Source organism: Bradyrhizobium sp. Crot121 (assembly GCF_059512385.1).
Genome location: NZ_JCAMOR010000049.1, coordinates 23,435 through 40,045, shown reverse-complemented (window position 1 = coordinate 40,045; position 16,611 = coordinate 23,435). Strand labels below are relative to the sequence as shown.

15 protein-coding genes are annotated in these 16,611 nt (G+C 66.3%); 4 read left to right on the top strand and 11 right to left on the bottom strand.

Going from position 1 to position 16,611, the window contains the following annotated elements; all coding sequences use genetic code 11:
• Positions 1-95 precede the first annotated feature (95 nt).
• The gene (mutL, locus tag AC5ZGW_RS31430; protein ID WP_130230605.1) at positions 96-1,910 is read left to right on the top strand and encodes a DNA mismatch repair endonuclease MutL; all 1,815 of its coding nucleotides are present in this window, start codon (positions 96-98) and stop codon (positions 1,908-1,910) included.
• A gap of 96 nt (positions 1,911-2,006) precedes the next feature.
• Here mutL and rsmD read toward each other — a convergent pair whose 3' ends face one another.
• Together rsmD and AC5ZGW_RS31420 are read right to left on the bottom strand one after the other, a co-directional pair.
• Positions 2,007-2,561, bottom strand: coding sequence for a 16S rRNA (guanine(966)-N(2))-methyltransferase RsmD (gene rsmD / locus AC5ZGW_RS31425; RefSeq protein WP_130230603.1), 555 nt, complete (start codon positions 2,559-2,561; stop codon positions 2,007-2,009).
• Between the two features lie 143 nt (positions 2,562-2,704).
• Complete coding sequence (locus AC5ZGW_RS31420) at positions 2,705-4,669, bottom strand: pseudouridine synthase (RefSeq protein WP_463326979.1); 1,965 nt, start codon at positions 4,667-4,669, stop codon at positions 2,705-2,707.
• 124 nt (positions 4,670-4,793) lie between these two features.
• Here AC5ZGW_RS31420 and AC5ZGW_RS31415 point away from each other — a divergent pair, with 124 nt between their 5' ends.
• The gene (locus tag AC5ZGW_RS31415) at positions 4,794-5,252 is read left to right on the top strand and encodes a nucleoside deaminase (RefSeq protein WP_130231642.1); all 459 of its coding nucleotides are present in this window, start codon (positions 4,794-4,796) and stop codon (positions 5,250-5,252) included.
• Positions 5,253-5,347: 95 nt separating this feature from the next.
• Here AC5ZGW_RS31415 and AC5ZGW_RS31410 read toward each other — a convergent pair whose 3' ends face one another.
• Together AC5ZGW_RS31410 and purD are read right to left on the bottom strand one after the other, a co-directional pair.
• Positions 5,348-6,253 carry an alpha/beta fold hydrolase gene (locus tag AC5ZGW_RS31410; protein ID WP_130231640.1) on the bottom strand — a complete coding sequence of 302 codons (906 nt, stop codon included), beginning with the start codon at positions 6,251-6,253 and terminating at the stop codon, positions 5,348-5,350.
• Positions 6,254-6,364: 111 nt separating this feature from the next.
• Positions 6,365-7,645 (bottom strand): phosphoribosylamine--glycine ligase, encoded by a 1,281-nt coding sequence (gene purD / locus AC5ZGW_RS31405; protein WP_130231638.1) that lies wholly within the window; start codon positions 7,643-7,645, stop codon positions 6,365-6,367.
• Positions 7,646-7,813: 168 nt separating this feature from the next.
• Here purD and xseA point away from each other — a divergent pair, with 168 nt between their 5' ends.
• Complete coding sequence (gene xseA / locus AC5ZGW_RS31400; RefSeq protein ID WP_496114017.1) at positions 7,814-9,430, top strand: exodeoxyribonuclease VII large subunit; 1,617 nt, start codon at positions 7,814-7,816, stop codon at positions 9,428-9,430.
• Between the two features lie 120 nt (positions 9,431-9,550).
• On the opposite strand, the gene AC5ZGW_RS31395 is transcribed toward xseA, so the two are convergent.
• Positions 9,551-10,393, bottom strand: coding sequence for a dienelactone hydrolase family protein (locus AC5ZGW_RS31395; protein ID WP_165435386.1), 843 nt, complete (start codon positions 10,391-10,393; stop codon positions 9,551-9,553).
• A 186-nt stretch (positions 10,394-10,579) separates the two neighbouring features.
• On the opposite strand from AC5ZGW_RS31395, the gene AC5ZGW_RS31390 reads away from it, so the two are divergent.
• Positions 10,580-10,804, top strand: coding sequence for a DUF2093 domain-containing protein (locus AC5ZGW_RS31390; RefSeq protein WP_028166937.1), 225 nt, complete (start codon positions 10,580-10,582; stop codon positions 10,802-10,804).
• Between the two features lie 108 nt (positions 10,805-10,912).
• Here AC5ZGW_RS31390 and lpxK read toward each other — a convergent pair whose 3' ends face one another.
• From lpxK to AC5ZGW_RS31360, 6 genes are read right to left on the bottom strand one after another with little or no spacing between them, the layout of a single operon-like run.
• The gene (gene lpxK, locus AC5ZGW_RS31385) at positions 10,913-11,938 is read right to left on the bottom strand and encodes a tetraacyldisaccharide 4'-kinase (protein ID WP_130227995.1); all 1,026 of its coding nucleotides are present in this window, start codon (positions 11,936-11,938) and stop codon (positions 10,913-10,915) included.
• Entirely contained in the window at positions 11,931-13,235 is a 1,305-nt protein-coding gene (locus tag AC5ZGW_RS31380; RefSeq protein WP_245474892.1) for a 3-deoxy-D-manno-octulosonic acid transferase, read from the bottom strand. The genes lpxK and AC5ZGW_RS31380 overlap by 8 nt, the downstream gene beginning before the upstream one ends.
• Entirely contained in the window at positions 13,228-13,941 is a 714-nt protein-coding gene (locus tag AC5ZGW_RS31375; protein WP_130227997.1) for a lysophospholipid acyltransferase family protein, read from the bottom strand. The genes AC5ZGW_RS31380 and AC5ZGW_RS31375 overlap by 8 nt, the downstream gene beginning before the upstream one ends.
• On the bottom strand, positions 13,938-14,189 hold the full coding sequence (locus AC5ZGW_RS31370) for a DUF4170 domain-containing protein (RefSeq protein WP_028166941.1): 252 nt from the start codon (positions 14,187-14,189) through the stop codon (positions 13,938-13,940). Before AC5ZGW_RS31370 ends, AC5ZGW_RS31375 begins: the two co-directional genes overlap by 4 nt.
• Positions 14,190-14,242: 53 nt before the next feature.
• A complete protein-coding gene (locus AC5ZGW_RS31365; protein ID WP_130227998.1) occupies positions 14,243-15,052 on the bottom strand; it encodes a 3'(2'),5'-bisphosphate nucleotidase CysQ in 810 nt (269 codons plus the stop codon).
• Entirely contained in the window at positions 15,039-16,424 is a 1,386-nt protein-coding gene (locus tag AC5ZGW_RS31360; RefSeq protein ID WP_165435383.1) for a TldD/PmbA family protein, read from the bottom strand. The genes AC5ZGW_RS31365 and AC5ZGW_RS31360 overlap by 14 nt, the downstream gene beginning before the upstream one ends.
• Positions 16,425-16,611 lie beyond the last annotated feature (187 nt).

The window sequence follows — 16,611 nt, the reverse complement described above, 5'->3', positions numbered from 1 at the left end:
CCGTCCCCAGCATGGCGTGGATTTCCGGACCGGACGCATGCATTTGCTGCGGCGCCCGCCTAGAATGCGGCCTTAACCCGAATCGATCCCACGCCATGCCCGTCCGTCAGCTTCCCGAACAGGTCGTCAATCGCATCGCCGCCGGCGAGGTGGTCGAACGTCCCGCGAGCGTGGTCAAGGAACTCGTGGAGAATGCGATCGATGCCGGCGCCAGCCGGATTGACATCTTCACCGATGGCGGCGGAAGGCGGCGGATCGGTATCACCGATGACGGCGGCGGCATGACCCGCGCCGACCTCACGCTTGCGGTCGATCGCCACGCCACGTCGAAACTCGACGACGAGGACCTGCTGCGGATCCGGACGCTGGGGTTCCGCGGCGAGGCGCTGCCTTCGATCGGCGCGGTGGCAAGGCTCAACATCGTGACGCGACATGCGAGCGAGCCGCATGCATGGTCGCTCTCGGTCGAAGCCGGCGCGAAGTCGGAAATCATGCCCGCGGCGCTCGGCCAGGGCACCCGCGTCGAGGTCGGCGATCTCTTCTATGCGACGCCGGCGCGGTTGAAATTCCTCAAGACCGACCGCACCGAAGCGGAAGCGATCCGCGAGGTGGTGCGGCGGCTGGCGATGGCGCGGCCCGACATCGCCTTCACCCTCGCCGGCGAGGAGCGCGCGCCCGTGACCTGGGCTGCGGCACTGCCCGGCGTCGCCGGACGGCTGACGCGGCTCGGTGATATCCTTGGGGGCGAGTTTCGCTCCTGCGCGATCGAGGTCCGCGCCGAGCGCGAGGGCGTCGTGGTCGAAGGCTTTGCCGCCGCGCCCTCGCTGACGCGGGCGAATGCGCTCGGCCAATATCTGTTCGTCAACGGTCGCCCGGTGCGCGACAAGCTGATCCTGGGAGCGGTGCGCGCGGCCTATGCCGACTACCTGCCGCGCGACCGCCATCCGGTGGTGGCGCTGTTCGTCACGCTGCCGCCGCAGGAGGTCGACGCCAATGTGCATCCGGCCAAGACCGAGGTGCGCTTCCGCAATGCCGGCCTGGTCCGCGCCCTGATCGTGCATGCGCTCAAAGAAGGCCTCGCGCGCGAGGGAAGGCGCACCGCGGCCAATACTGACGGCGCAGCGCTCTCCGCCTTCCGTCCCTCGTTCGCGCCGCCACGGCCGAGCAATTGGGATTGGCGCCAGTCGCCGGCCTATCCGGTGCGGCCGATGCCTTCATTCGACGGCGCGGCCGCGAACGCGTTGGCCGAACCCGGCCAGGCCGCCTTCGACGTCGGCACGCCCACCGCCGATGTCCGCTTCGAGGCGCAGCTGGCGGCCGACCTGCTCGATCGCCCGCTTGGCGCAGCGCGCACGCAGATCCACGAGACCTACATCGTCTCGCAGACCCGCGACGGGCTCGTCGTGGTGGATCAGCACGCCGCCCATGAACGCATCGTCTATGAAAGGCTGAAGGCGTCGCTGGCCAAAAACGGCGTGCAGCGGCAGATCCTGCTGATTCCTGAAATCGTCGAGCTCGATGAATCCACCGTCGAGAAGCTGCTCGATCGCGCCGAGGAGCTTGCCAGTTACGGGCTTGCGATCGAGTCCTTCGGCCCCGGCGCGGTCGCGGTGCGCGAGACGCCGTCGCTGCTCGGCAAGGCCAACGCGGCCGGGCTCTTGCGCGACCTCGCCGAGCACATGGCCGAATGGGACGAGGCGCTGCCGCTCGAGCGGCGCCTGATGCATGTCGCCGCCACCATGGCCTGCCACGGCTCAGTGCGCGCCGGACGCCGCCTCAAGCCGGAAGAGATGAACGCGCTCTTGCGCGAGATGGAAGACACGCCGAACTCCGGCCAGTGCAACCACGGCCGCCCGACCTATGTGGAATTGAAATTGTCGGATATCGAGAAGCTGTTCGGGAGAAGATGAGGCGTGAGATGCGGTAGGGTGGGCAAAGGCACGCTTGCGCCGTGCCCACCATCAGCACTGCGCTCGCAATGGTGGGCACGCTTCGCTTTGCCCACCCTACGGCACCTTCAAGAACACGAACTCGGTGTCGTCGTAGGCGCGGCGCTCCAGCTCCTCGAATCCGTCAGGCGCGGCGAATGCGGCGGCCTTCGCCTCTTCCACCACCACGAGCGCGCCCGGCGTCAGCCACGTACCGTCGCGTAAGGACGCCAGCGCCTTATCCGCCAATCCCTTGCCATAGGGCGGATCGAGGAACACCAGCGAGAACGGCTCGACGGGATGCGCAGGCCCGAGATTGGTGGCGTCGCGGCGGAATACTTTTGTCACGCCGCCGAGGCCCAGCGACTCCACATTGTTACGCAGCAGCGCGCGGGCTTCGGCGCCGTTGTCGACGAACAGCGCGAACTTCGCGCCGCGCGACACCGCCTCGATGCCGAGCGCGCCGGTGCCGGCAAAGAGGTCCAGCACCCGCGCGCCCTCAATCGGATCGTCATAGGCGTGGACGAGGATGTTGAACACGGACTCGCGCAATCGATCCGCGGTCGGGCGAATGTCGCGCGAAGATGGCGCGGCCAGGTTGCGGCCCTTCAATCGTCCCCCGACGACGCGCATTCACAACTCTCCGTCATGCCCGGGCTCGACCCGGGCATCCACGTGCTTCAGTCCGCGGCGCGAGAAAGCCGTGGATGGCCGGGTCAAGCCCGGCCATGACGAAGCACTGAGAGCGGACCGATTGCCGCTACGCATCGGCCCGCCTACTCGTCCTTCGGCTTGAAGTCGCGCTTGCCGTGATAGGCGCGCTTGACGCGGCGCGGCGGGCCGTAGCCGGCATTCTCTTCCTCGTTACGAATGCGCGCCTCCTCGCTGCCGGAGCGCTGCACCAGCACGCGGCGGCCCTTGCTGTCGGCAATCACCGCGCGCTTGCTTTTGGGCGGCTTCCTGTCACCTGGCGCATCGTCGTCACCGCCGGCATGGTGCTCTGGCCGGGCGAAGTCGGCGCCCGCAAGCTTGGCGACCTTCTCGCCGAGCTGCTCGCGCAGCACCCGTGTCTTGACCTCATCGACCTTGCCTTCCTCGAGCTCGCCGAGTTGGAACGGACCGTAGGAGATCCGGATCAGCCGGTTCACCTCGAGGCCGAGATGCGCCATCACATTGCGCACCTCGCGGTTCTTGCCCTCGCGGATCGCAAACACCAGCCAGACGTTCGAGCCCTGGTCGCGCTCCAGCGTCGCCTCGATCGGACCGTATTTGACGCCCTCGACCTCGACGCCCTTCTTCAGTTCATCGAGCTGCGCCTGCGTCACCTCGCCATGGGCGCGGACGCGATAGCGGCGCAGCCAGCCGGTGTCGGGCAGTTCGAGCACGCGCGCGAGCCCGCCGTCATTGGTGAGCAGCAGCAATCCCTCGGTGTTGAAATCGAGCCGGCCGACGCTGATCAGCCGCGGCAGGCCTTCGGGCAGATTGTCGAACACGGTCGGACGCCCTTCGGGATCGTCATGGGTCGTCATCAGGCCGCGCGGCTTGTGATACATGAACAATCGCGTCCGCTCGCGCGGCGGCAACGGCTTGCCGTCGACGGCGACGACATCGTTCGCGGTGACGTCGAGGGCCGGCGAATTGATGACGCGGCCGTTCACGGTGACGCGGCCCTGCGTCACCATCTCCTCGGCATCGCGGCGTGAGGCCAGGCCGGCACGCGCCAGCACTTTTGCAATCCGCTCGCCGGACTTTTTCGGCTTCGGCTCCGGACGCGGCCGCCTCTCGAAGTCCGCCGGACGTTCGCGATAGGCGCCGCGGCCGCCGAAGGCCGGGCGCTTCGCAAAGATCTTGCTGTCATCCTCATTGTCGCGGCGCGGACGAGCGCCGAAACGGCCTTCGCTGCGCGGATGCTCCTGCCAATCGGTCCGCCCCTCGGGGCGCTCGCTGCGACGATCGAACTTGCGATCATCGCGCTCGCGCGGGCGATCGAATTTCGGCCGCTCACGGAATGGACGATCGCCCTGCTGACGGTCGTCGCGCGAGCGCGAAAAGCGCGGGCGCTCGTCGCCGCCACGATCGTCGCGCGGCCGGTCATAGCGCGGCTTGTCGAACTTCGGCCGGTCGAAATCGCGCTCGCGCTTCTCCCACGGCTTGGACTCGCCACGCGGCGGACGGTCGCCGAAATTCTTGCGCGGTCCGCGGTCGCTCTTGCGATCCCCGCCGCGGGAGAATTTCTTGTCGCCACCAAATTTTCTCTCGGAACGCTCGCCAAATGAGCGTTCGCCGCGAGGACCCTCACCGCGCTCGCGGAACGGTCGCTTCTCGCCGTCGCGGTCGCGTGAAGCGTATGGCTTCCTGTCGCCGAACTTCCGGTCCGAAAAGCGGCCGGCCGGTCGGGCATCATCGCGCGGCGCGCGATCATCGCGACCGAATTTCGGACGATCGCCGCGCGGCTTGAAGGTGCGCTCGCCGCGATCCTCGCGCGGGCGGTCGTCGCGCTTGAAGCGCGGCCGGTCGCCAAACTCGCGGCGCGGCGCATCGCCCTCTTCGCGGCGGCGGAATGGGCGCTCCTCGCGCTTGCCGCCAAACGAACGCTTCTCACCCTCGTCCCGGTCCCGCCCATAGCCGCGCTTGGCGAACTTCTTTTCCGGCCCGCGCGCCGCGCCGGAGCGGCCCTTGCCGGGCGCCCCGTCCCGCCGGCCGCGCGGGGAGTCGTTGTGTTTGTCGCGGTCGCGGGGCATGAAAGGTCTCGCTTCTCAAATGTCGGTCAAAAAGGCATTTGCGTGCGCCGCTATCGGGCCGCATCTCTTGCAAAGCCGGGTGTCCACTGTTGCTGAAGGCGCAGCTAGTAGCAGGTTTCTTGCGATGATACGAGGCATGACTGCCCCTTCTTTCATGGATTTGGCGCTGAAAACCGCCAAAAACGCCGGAAACGCCGGCGAAGTTCCGATCGGCTGCGTGATCGTGCGAGGCTACGACGTGATCGCCACCGCGGGCAACCAGACCCTCACCGACCGCGACCCGACCGCGCATGCCGAGATTTTGGCGATCCGGCAGGCCGCCGAGGCGATCGGCACCGAGCGATTGGTGGATTGCGACCTCTATGTCACGCTCGAGCCCTGCACCATGTGCGCCGCCGCGATCTCGTTCGCCCGCATCCGCCGGCTCTATTACGGCGCGGCCGACCCCAAGGGCGGCGCCGTCGAATCCGGCGTGCGGTTCTTCTCGCAGCCCACCTGCCATCACCGGCCGGAAATCTACCCCGCCATCGGCGAGCGAGAGGCCGCGGCGCTGTTGCGGGAGTTTTTCAGGGAGCGGCGGTAGCGGGCCCGCCCGTCATTGCGAGCGGAGCGAAGCAATCCATGCCGCCACTTGCTGAGGCATGGATTGCTTCGTCGCTTCGCTCCTCGCAATGACGATCACCCCGCCAGGAAAAACTCCCGTAGCAGCTTCGCCGTCGCTTCCGGATTCTCTTCGGTCAGGAAATGCCCGGAATCAACCGGCGCGCCGCTGACATTGGTCGCCCACTGCTTCCAGGTGTCGAGCGGCGTCGCCGCGGCACTCGCGATGCCGGCATCGCCCCACAGCGCCAGCATCGGGATCGTGATCTTCTTGCCCGCCTCGAAGTCCGCCTTGTCGATCTCGTAATCGGCATAAGCACCGGCGCGGTAATCCTCGCACATCGCATGCACGCGCGAGGGATCGCGGAACGGCGCCAGATAATGCTCCAGCGCGCGCGGATCGATGGCATCCAGCGTCTTCGATTTGGTCTGGCTCGCCATCTTGTGGCGGAGGAAGAAATCCGGCGCGCCCAGGATCAGCGTCTCCGGAAACGGGGCCGGCTGCGCCAGGAAGGTCCAGTGATAGATCTTCAGCGCATAGAGCCGGTTGATGCGCTCCCAGTAATTATAGGTCGGCAGGATGTCGAGCACGGCAAGCTTCGATAGCCGGCCCGGATGGTCGAGCGCCAGCCGATAGGAGACGCGCCCGCCGCGGTCGTGACCGGCAAGTGCGAAATGCACATGGCCGAGCTTCTCCATGGCCTCGATCATCGTCCTGGCCATCGCACGCTTGGTATAGGGCGTGTGGTCCTTGTCGCTGTCAGGCATGTCGGACCAGCCATAGCCCGGCAGGTCGGCGATGATCAGCGTAAATTTGTCGTCGAGCTTTGGCGCCACCGGATGCCACATCACATGCGTGGACGAGAAGCCATGCAGCAACAGCAGCGGCGGCCCCTTGCCGCCGACACGCGCGAAGATGCGGCCTGAGGACGTATTGATCCATTCAGAGGCATAACCGGGAAACAGATCGGCGAGATCGGACATTCGCGAACACTCCTGCGGCGGTGTCATTGCCGGGCCTGACCCGGCAATCCATCCTACCAAGAGATTCTTTGAAGATGGATACGCGGGTCAAGCCCGCATATGACGAGTTCGTCAGACGCCCTTCTCGGCCTCCACCGCCTGCCAGGCGATGTCGCGGCGGCAAAAGCCGTCCGGCCAGCGGATGCGGTCGATGGCGGCGTAGGCGCGCTGCTTGGCCTCAGTGACGGTGTTGCCCGACGCGCAGATGTTGAGCACGCGGCCGCCATTGGCGAGGATGGCGCCATCCTTCTCGACCGTGCCGGCATGGAATATCTCGACGCCCTCGATCTGAGCGGCCTCGTCGAGCCCTTCGATGCGCGTGCCCTTCTTGTAATCGCCGGGATAGCCCTTCGCCGCCATCACCACCGTCAGCGCCGGCTCGGGGAACCAGCGCAGGTCAAAATTCTTGAGCTGCCCGTCACAGGCAGCGAGGAAGGCCGGCACGATGTCGGACATCATCCGCAGCATCAGCACCTGGCATTCGGGATCGCCGAAGCGGACGTTGTATTCGAACAGTTTCGGGCCCTGCTCCGTCAGCATCACGCCGGCATAGAGCACGCCGCGGAACGGCGTGCCGCGCTGCTTCATGCCGGCAACGGTCGGCAGGATGATCCGCGCCATGATCTGGTCGTGGATCTCAGGAGTCACGAACGGCGTCGGCGAATAGGCGCCCATGCCGCCGGTGTTCGGCCCCTCGTCGTGATCGAACACGCGCTTGTGGTCCTGCGCGGAGGCAAGCGGGATTGCGGTCTCGCCGTCGCACAGCGCGAAGAAGCTGATCTCGCGGCCGGACAGGAACTCCTCGATCACGACCTCAGCGCCAGCCGAGCCGAATCCACCCTCGAACATCATCGCGATGGCGGCTTCCGCCTCGCCCAGCGTTTTGGCGACCACGACACCCTTGCCCGCCGCGAGCCCGTCGGCCTTGACCACGATCGGCGCGCCCTGCGCCCGCACATAGGCCAGCGCATCATCGGCATTGTCAAAGCGGCGGTAGGCACCGGTTGGAATGTTGAACTCGCTGCAGAGGTCCTTGGTGAACCCCTTGGACCCCTCAAGCTGCGCCGCGAGCCTGCTCGGGCCGAACGCCTTGATGCCGGCGGCAGCGAGATCATCCACGATCCCCGCGGCGAGCGGGATCTCCGGACCGACCACGACGAGATCGACGGCGTTGCGCCTGCAGAACTCAATCACGGCGGAATGATCGGCGACATCGAGCGCCACGCATTCAGCCTCGCGCGCGATCCCGGCGTTGCCCGGGGCGCACCACAGCTTTGTCACCAATGGAGAGGCGGCGATCTTCCACGCCAGCGCATGTTCGCGGCCGCCGGAACCGATCAGGAGAATGTTCATGCGATTGCAGTCAGAATTAAGGGTTGCCGCGCCGTAGCGCGACGGTTTAGCACGGCATCACGCCGCCGCAAGGAATGGCTCCGCTCTGATGTGGATATGTGGCCTGACGGGCTGGTTGGCATCCCAGGACCTTGCGCCCGCGCCTAAAAAGCCCGATTCTAACAAGTGATGACCGCCGCACCGAATCTGCTCAACGCGCCCGAATTCACCGTCTCGGAACTGTCCTCCGCGCTGAAGCGAACGGTGGAGGACCGGTTCGGCCATGTCCGGGTCCGCGGCGAGATCACGGGCTTCCGGGGCCCGCATTCCTCCGGCCATTGCTATTTCGCGCTGAAGGACGAGAACGCCAAGATCGAGGCGGTGATCTGGAAGGTCGCCCACGCCCGCATGCGCTTCAAGCCCCAGGAGGGGCTCGAGGTCATCGCGACCGGCAAGCTCACGACCTATCCGAATTCCTCCAAATACCAGATCGTGATCGAGGCGTTGGAGCCCGCCGGCATCGGCGCGCTGATGGCGCTGATGGAGGAGCGCAAGAAGAAGCTCGCCGCCGAGGGCCTGTTCGACGAGGCGCGCAAGCAGCTCCTGCCCTGGCTGCCGGAAGTGATCGGCGTCGTCACCTCGCCGACCGGCGCGGTGATCCGCGATATCCTGCATCGCCTGGAAGACCGCTTTCCGCGCCGCGTGCTGGTGTGGCCGGTAAAGGTGCAGGGCGACGGCTCCGCCGAGCAGGTCGCCGCCGCGATCCGCGGCTTCAACGCACTCCCCGAAGGCGGAAGGATTCCGCGACCCGATCTTTTGATCGTCGCGCGCGGCGGCGGTTCGCTCGAAGACCTCTGGTCCTTCAATGAGGAGATCGTGGTTCGCGCCGCCGCCGACAGCATGATCCCGCTGATCTCGGCCGTGGGCCATGAGACCGACATCACGCTGATCGATTTCGCCGCCGACAAGCGGGCGCCGACGCCGACGGCGGCCGCCGAGATGGCGGTGCCGGTGCGCAGCGAACTGCTCACCGAAGTCGCTGCACTGGCCCGGCGTGTCTCGGTGTGCTGGCAGCGCGGCCAGGAAGCCCGCCGCAACGAACTGCGGGCCGCGGCGCGCGCGCTGCCGGCGCCGAGCGAGCTGTTGGCGATCCCGCGGCAGCGGCTCGACCATCTCGGCGCAGCATTGCCGCGCGGATTGAAGGCAAACACGCACGCGCATTTCCGCCGCTTCGCCTCCACCAGCGGCCGGCTGACGCTGCGCGTGCTGCACGGGCAGATTTCGCATGCCAGGCAGCGCCTGACCGTCTCGGGCGAGCGCATCGCGCTCTCGGCACGCTCACTGCTGCGCAGCCGGCGCGAGCGCTTTACGGGGCTGGAGGTTCGCTTCAAGGCGTCCAAGCTCGCCAATGCACAGGCGCAGCGGAACGCGATCGCACGGCAGCGCGAACGCACCCATCGGCTCGCCGAGCGCGCGCAGCGCGCCATGGTCACATTGCTGCAGCGGTTAGATGCACGCGTCGGCCAGAGCGGAAAATTGCTGGCGGCGCTCTCCTATCGCAGCGTGCTGGCGCGCGGCTTTGCCCTGGTGCGCGACGACGCGGGACATCCGGTACATGCCGCGGCCAGCGTCGCGCCGAATGCACTTCTGTCGATCGAATTCGCCGACGGCCGCGTGGCTGCTACCGCCGATGGCGATCGCCCGGCCATCGCGGCACCGACGCCTGAGCCGAAGCCGGTCACGCGCGAGTCGAAACCCGCGCCGAAGCGGCTCGTAAAGCCGGTCGACCAGGGCAGCCTGTTCTAGCCTGTAGCCCGGGTGGAACGCGTAACCCGGGACACCTGTGTCCGCGTTGCGAGCGGCCCCGGGTTACGCGGGCGCTTCACCCGGGCTACGGCAGTGGGGAAAGAGAGCCCTCACCTGGCACTAACGCGAGAGCCAGGCGGCGACTTGCTTCTGCGCGTCGGTGCGCGCCTCCGCATCGGTGCCGATGTGGCCGACCTCGGGCATCGCGGCATCGGCTGTTCCGGCAATCGCCCGCAGCGGCAGGTTGGCGAGATCGAAGTCGTGATAGGCGCCGGGATAGGTGATGATCCGAGCCAGCGCGCTGCGGCCTCGCGCGCCGTCGACCATCTGGTGGCAGGCCGGCGGAGAACTGACATCATCATTGGCGCCGATCATGACCAAGGTCGGCACCCGCGTGCTCCAGCCGAGCCTGGAGGACAGCCGGCAATCCGGATAGAACGCAATCGCCGAGCGGAAATCCGGCTCGGTGCTGCGCGAGGGAAGTTGCGGCCGCACGGCCCACAACAGCGCGCTGGCGCCATTGGCCCAGCCGATCAGGCTGATGCGCTCATGCGCCACCCAGGGCTGCTGCATCAGCCATTGCCGCGCCGCCATGATATCGGCGACCCGCTCGCGGCGCGCCAGCACATGCCGTTCCCGGTCCTTGACGCGGCATTGCGGGCCGACCTCGCGCGAGCCGTAGCTGTCGGGCAACAGCACGGCGTGGCCAGCCTTGAGCAATTGTTCCGCCCAATCGCGGTAGCGCGGCAAGACCGGCTCCGAACGCCCGGCGAGACCGCCGCAGCCATGCAGCGCAATCACGGTCGGAAACGGGCCATCGCCGTCGGGCTTGTAGAGCTGCGCGTGCAACGTGAGATTGGTGGCAGGAATATCGACCTGATGCGGCGCAGGCAGCGGCGCGGCCGTCGCGGCGGAAGCCACAGCAACGAACGTCAGGAAAATGGCTGCTGACAAAAACCGCATCTCAATTGGCCGGATCATGGTGGCGCTGCTGACCGAGCGGACCAGGGCTGTCAAACTATCATGCAGCATGGCTGCAATTCATCACAAGTCGGTGGTTTAAGCTGCGGACATTACAGCCTATTTATGGTAGGTAAAAACCGCAACCCCAACGAGGCCTCGTGTTAAGGCCGGGCGGAGAGTTTCATAGTGCTGAACAAGTTTGGTCCCTCGGGTCATGGCGAAGCACAGGTGCAATATCTGGATGGCGATTTCCGCGTGGTCTCGCCCGGAACCTATGTGCGCTGCGCCCTCACGGACGTACGGATCCCGCTCGACGAGCTGAAGTACTGGAGCGTCGATCTGCAGGAGGCCTATGCCACCCCGACCGCGGTGCTGCAGCGGCATTTTCCCGCTGCACTGAAGCAGGGATAGCGCTGCCATAGATGGCACTGCCGTAGCCCGGGTGGAGCGCCAGCGTAACCCGGGACCGCTCTCAATTGCTGACGGGGATGTCCCGGGTTGCGCTTCGCTCCACCCGGGCTACGAACTACCGAACCTGTTTTCGCGCGCCTTGGACAGGCTGTCTGAGACGAACTTTCGCAGCGATGCTGCATCCTCGAACTCCAGCGTCACCGCGAACGGCACCACCGCCTGCGCCCAGACAGGCAGCTCTCCGCGCTGCTTGAGCCGCGCCAGATCCTTTTCCGTGGTCACCAATGTCAGCCCGTCGCCTCTCGCCTGCGACACCAGGCTATCGATGTCAGCCTTTGAGAACACGTGGTGATCGGGGAACGCACTCTCTTTGATGACGTCGACGCCGCTGTTGCGGAGGGTGTTGAAGAAGCGCGCGGGATCGCCAATGCCGGCAAAGGCGAGCACGCGCCGGCCCTGCAGCGACGCAAGCGATGCATCGTCCGGCCGCAGCCGCGCCGCCAGCACAGGCTTTCCGCGCACCGTGAGTTCGGTCGCCAGCATCTTCGCGGCAGGGCCGCCGCCGACCACGACGAGCGCGTCGGTACGCGCAACCTGCGGCGACAGCGGCGCGCGCAACGGGCCGGCCGGAAACACCTTTCCATTGCCGAGGCCGCGGTGGCTGTCGATCACGATGATCGAGGCATCCTTCGCGACCGCCGGATTCTGGAAGCCGTCATCCATCACCAGTACGGTCACTCCCAGCGACTTCACCAGCGCGACGCCTTCGGCACGGTCGCGCGCGACCACGACCGGCAGCCGCTCGGCCAGCATCAACGGCTCATCGCCGACATCGGCGGCGGAATGGCTGGAAGGATCGACCTGCACCGGCCCGCGCAACTCACCGCCATAGCCGCGGCTGAGCACAACAGGCACTTCCCCGAGTTCGCGCAGCAGCTTCGCCAGCACCAGCACGGTCGGCGTCTTGCCGGCGCCACCGGTGTGATAATTGCCGACGCAGAGCACGGGAATGCCGGCGTCGATCCCCTTGCGCTGCATACGTCTGGCGGCGATGGCGCCATAGAGCGTGGCGAGCGGTTGCAACAGATGCGATTTTAGGGATGCCGGACCGTGCCAGAAGGCCGGCTCACGCATTGGCGGCTCCCATCTCGATCCGTAACTGCAAGAGATACGGTTCGAGCGCCCCAAGTGTTCGCTCCAGCGCGCCGCCGAGCTGCCGCACCACATGTTCGGCCGCCCCCAGCGAGGCTTCGCGCGCCTTGGCATCGTCCAGCAACTGGCCGAGCTGCTTCACCAGCGCTTCCTGCGTCTCGGCACGCCGCGCACCGCCGGCACGATCGAGCGCCTCATAGACGTCGGTGAAATTGAAGACGTGCGGGCCGTGCACGATCGCTGCGCCAAGCTTCACGGCCTCGATCGGGTTCTGGCCGCCGTGCGGAACCAGCGAACCGCCCATGAACACGATCGGCGCCAATCGATAGAACAGGCCTAGCTCGCCCATGGTGTCGGCGACATAGACGTCGGTGGTCGCAATCGGCAGCTCCTCGCGCGACCGCAGCGCGCTGTGCAGGCCGGCGCCATCGACGACGCGCGCGACCGCCTCGCCGCGATCCGGGTGCCTCGGCACGATCACCGTGAGCAGCGAGGGAAAGAATCCCGCAAGCGCGCGATGCGCTTCCACGAGCTGCTCTTCCTCGCCGGGATGGGTGGAGGCTGCGACCACAATCGGGCGGCCGCGCGTCACTGCCATCAGCCGCTCCAGCTTGGCAGGATCGGCCGGCGGCGCCGCGACGTCGAGCTTGAGGTTGCCGGTGATAACGACGTTGCGACTGCCGAGCGCCGCAAAGCGCTCGGCGTCCATTCCCGACTGGGCCAGGCAGATATCGAAGCGATCGAGCAGGGCCGAGATCGTGTGCGACATCCGCTGCCAGCGCGGAAACGAGCGCTGCGACATTCGTCCGTTGATCAGCACCATCGGCAAGCGGCGCGCGGAGCTCGAAAGAATCAGGTTCGGCCAGAGATCCGACTCGATGAACAGTGCCAGCGACGGCCGCCAGTGATCGAGGAAGCGCGCGACAAAGCGCGGGGAATCATAGGGCACATATTGATGGATGACGTCGGGCGGAAAACGCTTGGCAACGATCGCCGCCGAGGTGACGGTGCCGGAGGTGAGCAGGATGCGCAAATTGAGCTCGCGCAGCTTCTCGATCAGCGCCGCCGCCGCCAGCACCTCGCCGACGCTGGCGCCATGGATCCACACCAGCGGCCCGTGCGGTCGCACATCGGCGCTGACGCCGCGCCGTTCGCCGACGCGGGCCGGATCCTCCTTGCCGAGCTTCAGCCGCCGCCGGATCAGCGCAGGCGCGAGCGGCACCATCGCGGACGACAGTCTTTGGTAGACCCGCAACGTCATCGGCAGCGAGTTAGCCAAGCGCTCCCTCCGGACGCCCGACGACCGTATAGGCCTTTCGGGTCGCTTCGTTCAGCAAGGCCTCCACCCTGAGCCGCAGCGTTTCCATGGTCTCTGCGTCGGCGTCGGGCGGCACCTCCACGGAATCGATGCCCACCAATGCGCCCCTTCCGAATGGCAAATTGATGGTGGTGGAATCCCAGTTTTTCAACCGGATGAACCGGCTGGTCACCATGGCAAAGGGCATGATCGGCCGGCCCGACTCGCGGGCCAGCATGATGATGCCGAGGCCGGCGACCCGGGCGCGCTTGGGCACGTCGGCGGTGGTCGCGACGTTCCACTCGTCCTCCAGCGCCTGCAGCATCTCCCTGAAAGCGCCGACGCCCCCTTTGCGATGGAAGCCGCCGGAATGGTCCCCCGACCCCCTGATGGTGCCGACGCCGAGCCGCTCGGCCGCGATCGCGTTGAACTCGCCGTCCCGGTGCCGGGAGATCAGGACCTTGGCGCGATGGTTTCCCCTGATCCGGATGAAGGGGGTCATCAGGTGCTGGCCGTGCCAGAACACGAAGATGCAGGGCATCTGCGGTTCCACCTGCTCGTAGACGTCAGGCGGCTCAAGGCTGAACCTGTTGGTCAGCCAGACCAGCCGCAGATATTCGGCCGCAAGCAGGCCCAGCGCACGCTGCACGAGGCCGCTGCGCAGGAAATCGCGAATCAGTCGTTTCAAAGGGAGGGCTTTGTGTCTTGACCCGGATCGAGCAGCCGATGGAGGTGGACGATGAAATAGCGCATGTGGGCGTTGTCCACGGTCTGCTGCGCCTTCGCCTTCCAGGCCACGTGGGCGCTGGCGTAATTCGGATATACGCCGACGATCTCGACCTTATCGAGATCCTTGAAGGTGTTGTGCTGGAGGTCGATCAGCTCGCCACCGATGACGAGATGCAACAATTGCTGCGGCTGGGCACTATCTGACATAATCGTTTTTCCTGATGAGATGCCCGGCAGGCAAGTCCTGCGGCGCGCGGCGGTCAGTGCAACGGGCGGTTGCGAAAATGCTCGACAATACGTGCATGACGATCATGTCCCGCTGCCACCAGCACCCCATGCGCCAGCTCCCGGCGATTATACTCAATCGCATCCCCCGAGAGTGCCGTCATCTTACCATCCGCTTCCTGCACGATCAAATTCGCCGCCGCAAGATCCCAATCGTGACTATTGCCGCCTGCGAAGGCCGCATCGAGCTCGCCATGCGCGACCCGGCATAGCCGGAGCGCCAGCGAACCGATTCGCGGATGCAGCGTGATCTCCTGCGTCGAAGGGCTCAATCGCTGCAGGAGCGGCTTCGGGCCGGCCATGCGGGAGAAATCGAGATCGGTGCCCGCGGTCGCGCGCACCGCGATGCCATTGCGCGTGGCGCCCTGCCCGCGCGCGGCGAAGAAGAACTCCTCGCTGGCGGGTGCGAATACCGCCGCCAGTACGGGCGCGGCATTTTCAACCAGCGCCACGCTGACGCACCAGTCCTCGCGCCCGGCCAGATAGGAACGGGTGCCATCGATGGGATCGACGATCCACACCATTCGCTTGCCAAGCCGCACCTGGTTGTCGGCGCTTTCTTCCGATAGCCAGCCGTAATCGGGCGTCGCCGAGCGCAGGCGCTGCTCCAGCAGGTCATTGACCGCAATATCGGCCTCCGACACCGGCGATGAGGCGCCCTTGATCCAGTTCTTCAATTCGGTGCGAAATAGCGAGAGCGCCAGCGCCCCTGCTTCCCGCACCGCCTCCGCCAGCAGCGCGGCGTCGCGCGCCAGGATCCCGTCGTCCGTATCAGCGTCCGCCAAGCGTCAGTCCCTCGATGCGCAGGGTCGGCGCGTTCACGCTGTAGCGGAATTCCAGATCGTTCGCGGCGACCAGCGATTTGAACATCGCCAGCAGATGGCCTGCGATGGTCACTTCGCTGACGGCATAGGTGATCTCGCCGTTCTCGATCCAGAAGCCCGAGGCGCCGCGGCTGTAGTCGCCGGTCACGCCGTTGACGCCCGAACCGATCAGGTCGGTGACGTAAAAGCCCTGCTTGATATCGGCGATCAATTCCTTCGGCGTCGCCGAGCCGGGCTCGAGATGCAGATTATAGGCCCCCGGCGACGGCACCGAGGAGACGCCGCGATGCGCGTGTCCCGTCGTCACCATGCCGAGCTCGCGCGCGGTGGCGCAATCGAGCAGCCAGGTGGTCAGAACGCCGTCATCGATCAGGGCGGTCTTCTTCACCTTGACGCCTTCGGCATCGAAGGTCTGCGAGCGCAGGCCGCGCACCCGCAACGGATCGTCGATGATGCGGATATTGCTCGCGAACAATTGCTGGCCGAGACGATCCTTCAGGAAACTGGTCTTGCGCGCGATCGATGCACCGTTGATGGCGCCGACGAGATGGCCGACGATCGAGTTCGCAACGCGTGGATCGTAGACGACGGGCACCTTGCAGGTCTCGACCTTGCGCGGATTGGTGCGCGCCACCGCGCGCTCGCCCGCCTTGCGGCCGACACTCGCAGGCGAAGCAAGATCGGATGCATGCAACGCGCTCGTGAAATCATAGTCGCGCTCCATGCCGGTGCCCTCGCCCGAGATCGCGGTCATCGAGATGCCGTGGCTCGAGCGCAGGTAGGAACCATGGAAACCGGTCGAGGTCACCAGCACCATGCCGCCGATGCCGGAGGAAGCCGACGCGCCGCCGGATTTGGTCACGCCATTCACCGCGAGCGCCGCCGCTTCCGCCTCGGTGGCGCGGCGTTCGAGTTCCGCGGTCGAGGGCACGTTGCGGTCGAGCAGGTCGAGAGCGGGGAAGTCGCGCGCCAGCAGCGCAGGATCCGCAAGCCCGACATATTTGTCATCGGGCGCAACGCGCGCCATCGCGACCGCGCGCTCGGCAAGCTTGGCGATCCCGTCGCCAGTGACATCATTGGTGGAGACCACCGCCTGGCGCTGACCGACCAGCACGCGCAGGCCGACATCGTCGCCTTCGGAGCGCTCGGACTCCTCGACGCGCCCGTCGCGCACCTCGACGCCTTGCGAAACGCCGCGCACCGCGATCGCATCCGCCGCATCCGCGCCGGCGCGCTTGGCGGCCTCGACAAGACGCTGCGCCAGTTCACTCAAAACCGACTGGTCGAACAGGTCGGTCGCGGACTTTTCGGCAGGCGATGGTGAAGGGTTCACGAACAGATTCCTGACATTGAAGGGCTCAACGCAGCGCAGCGCGCCAAACCCACCAAGTGGGCCGGATTTGCAGCGATTTCAAGCGTTTTGCCGCGCGATGAAGAAGAATTGCTCGAGCGCGGCAAGGTCTTGTCAAGCATGCGCGCCTTTGACGTCTCTTTAACCAGCCTTCTTAAGCTGATCGGGA

What these genes read in the sequence shown, in the direction of transcription:
- mutL (WP_130230605.1), top strand. Translation starts at nt 96, where the DNA reads ATGCCCGTCCGTCAGCTTCCCGAACAGGTCGTCAATCGCATCGCCGCC.
- rsmD (WP_130230603.1), bottom strand. Translation starts at nt 2,561, where the DNA reads ATGCGCGTCGTCGGGGGACGATTGAAGGGCCGCAACCTGGCCGCGCCA.
- AC5ZGW_RS31420 (WP_463326979.1), bottom strand. Translation starts at nt 4,669, where the DNA reads ATGCCCCGCGACCGCGACAAACACAACGACTCCCCGCGCGGCCGGCGG.
- AC5ZGW_RS31415 (WP_130231642.1), top strand. Translation starts at nt 4,794, where the DNA reads ATGATACGAGGCATGACTGCCCCTTCTTTCATGGATTTGGCGCTGAAA.
- AC5ZGW_RS31410 (WP_130231640.1), bottom strand. Translation starts at nt 6,253, where the DNA reads ATGTCCGATCTCGCCGATCTGTTTCCCGGTTATGCCTCTGAATGGATC.
- purD (WP_130231638.1), bottom strand. Translation starts at nt 7,645, where the DNA reads ATGAACATTCTCCTGATCGGTTCCGGCGGCCGCGAACATGCGCTGGCG.
- xseA (WP_496114017.1), top strand. Translation starts at nt 7,814, where the DNA reads ATGACCGCCGCACCGAATCTGCTCAACGCGCCCGAATTCACCGTCTCG.
- AC5ZGW_RS31395 (WP_165435386.1), bottom strand. Translation starts at nt 10,393, where the DNA reads ATGCGGTTTTTGTCAGCAGCCATTTTCCTGACGTTCGTTGCTGTGGCT.
- lpxK (WP_130227995.1), bottom strand. Translation starts at nt 11,938, where the DNA reads ATGCGTGAGCCGGCCTTCTGGCACGGTCCGGCATCCCTAAAATCGCAT.
- AC5ZGW_RS31370 (WP_028166941.1), bottom strand. Translation starts at nt 14,189, where the DNA reads ATGTCAGATAGTGCCCAGCCGCAGCAATTGTTGCATCTCGTCATCGGT.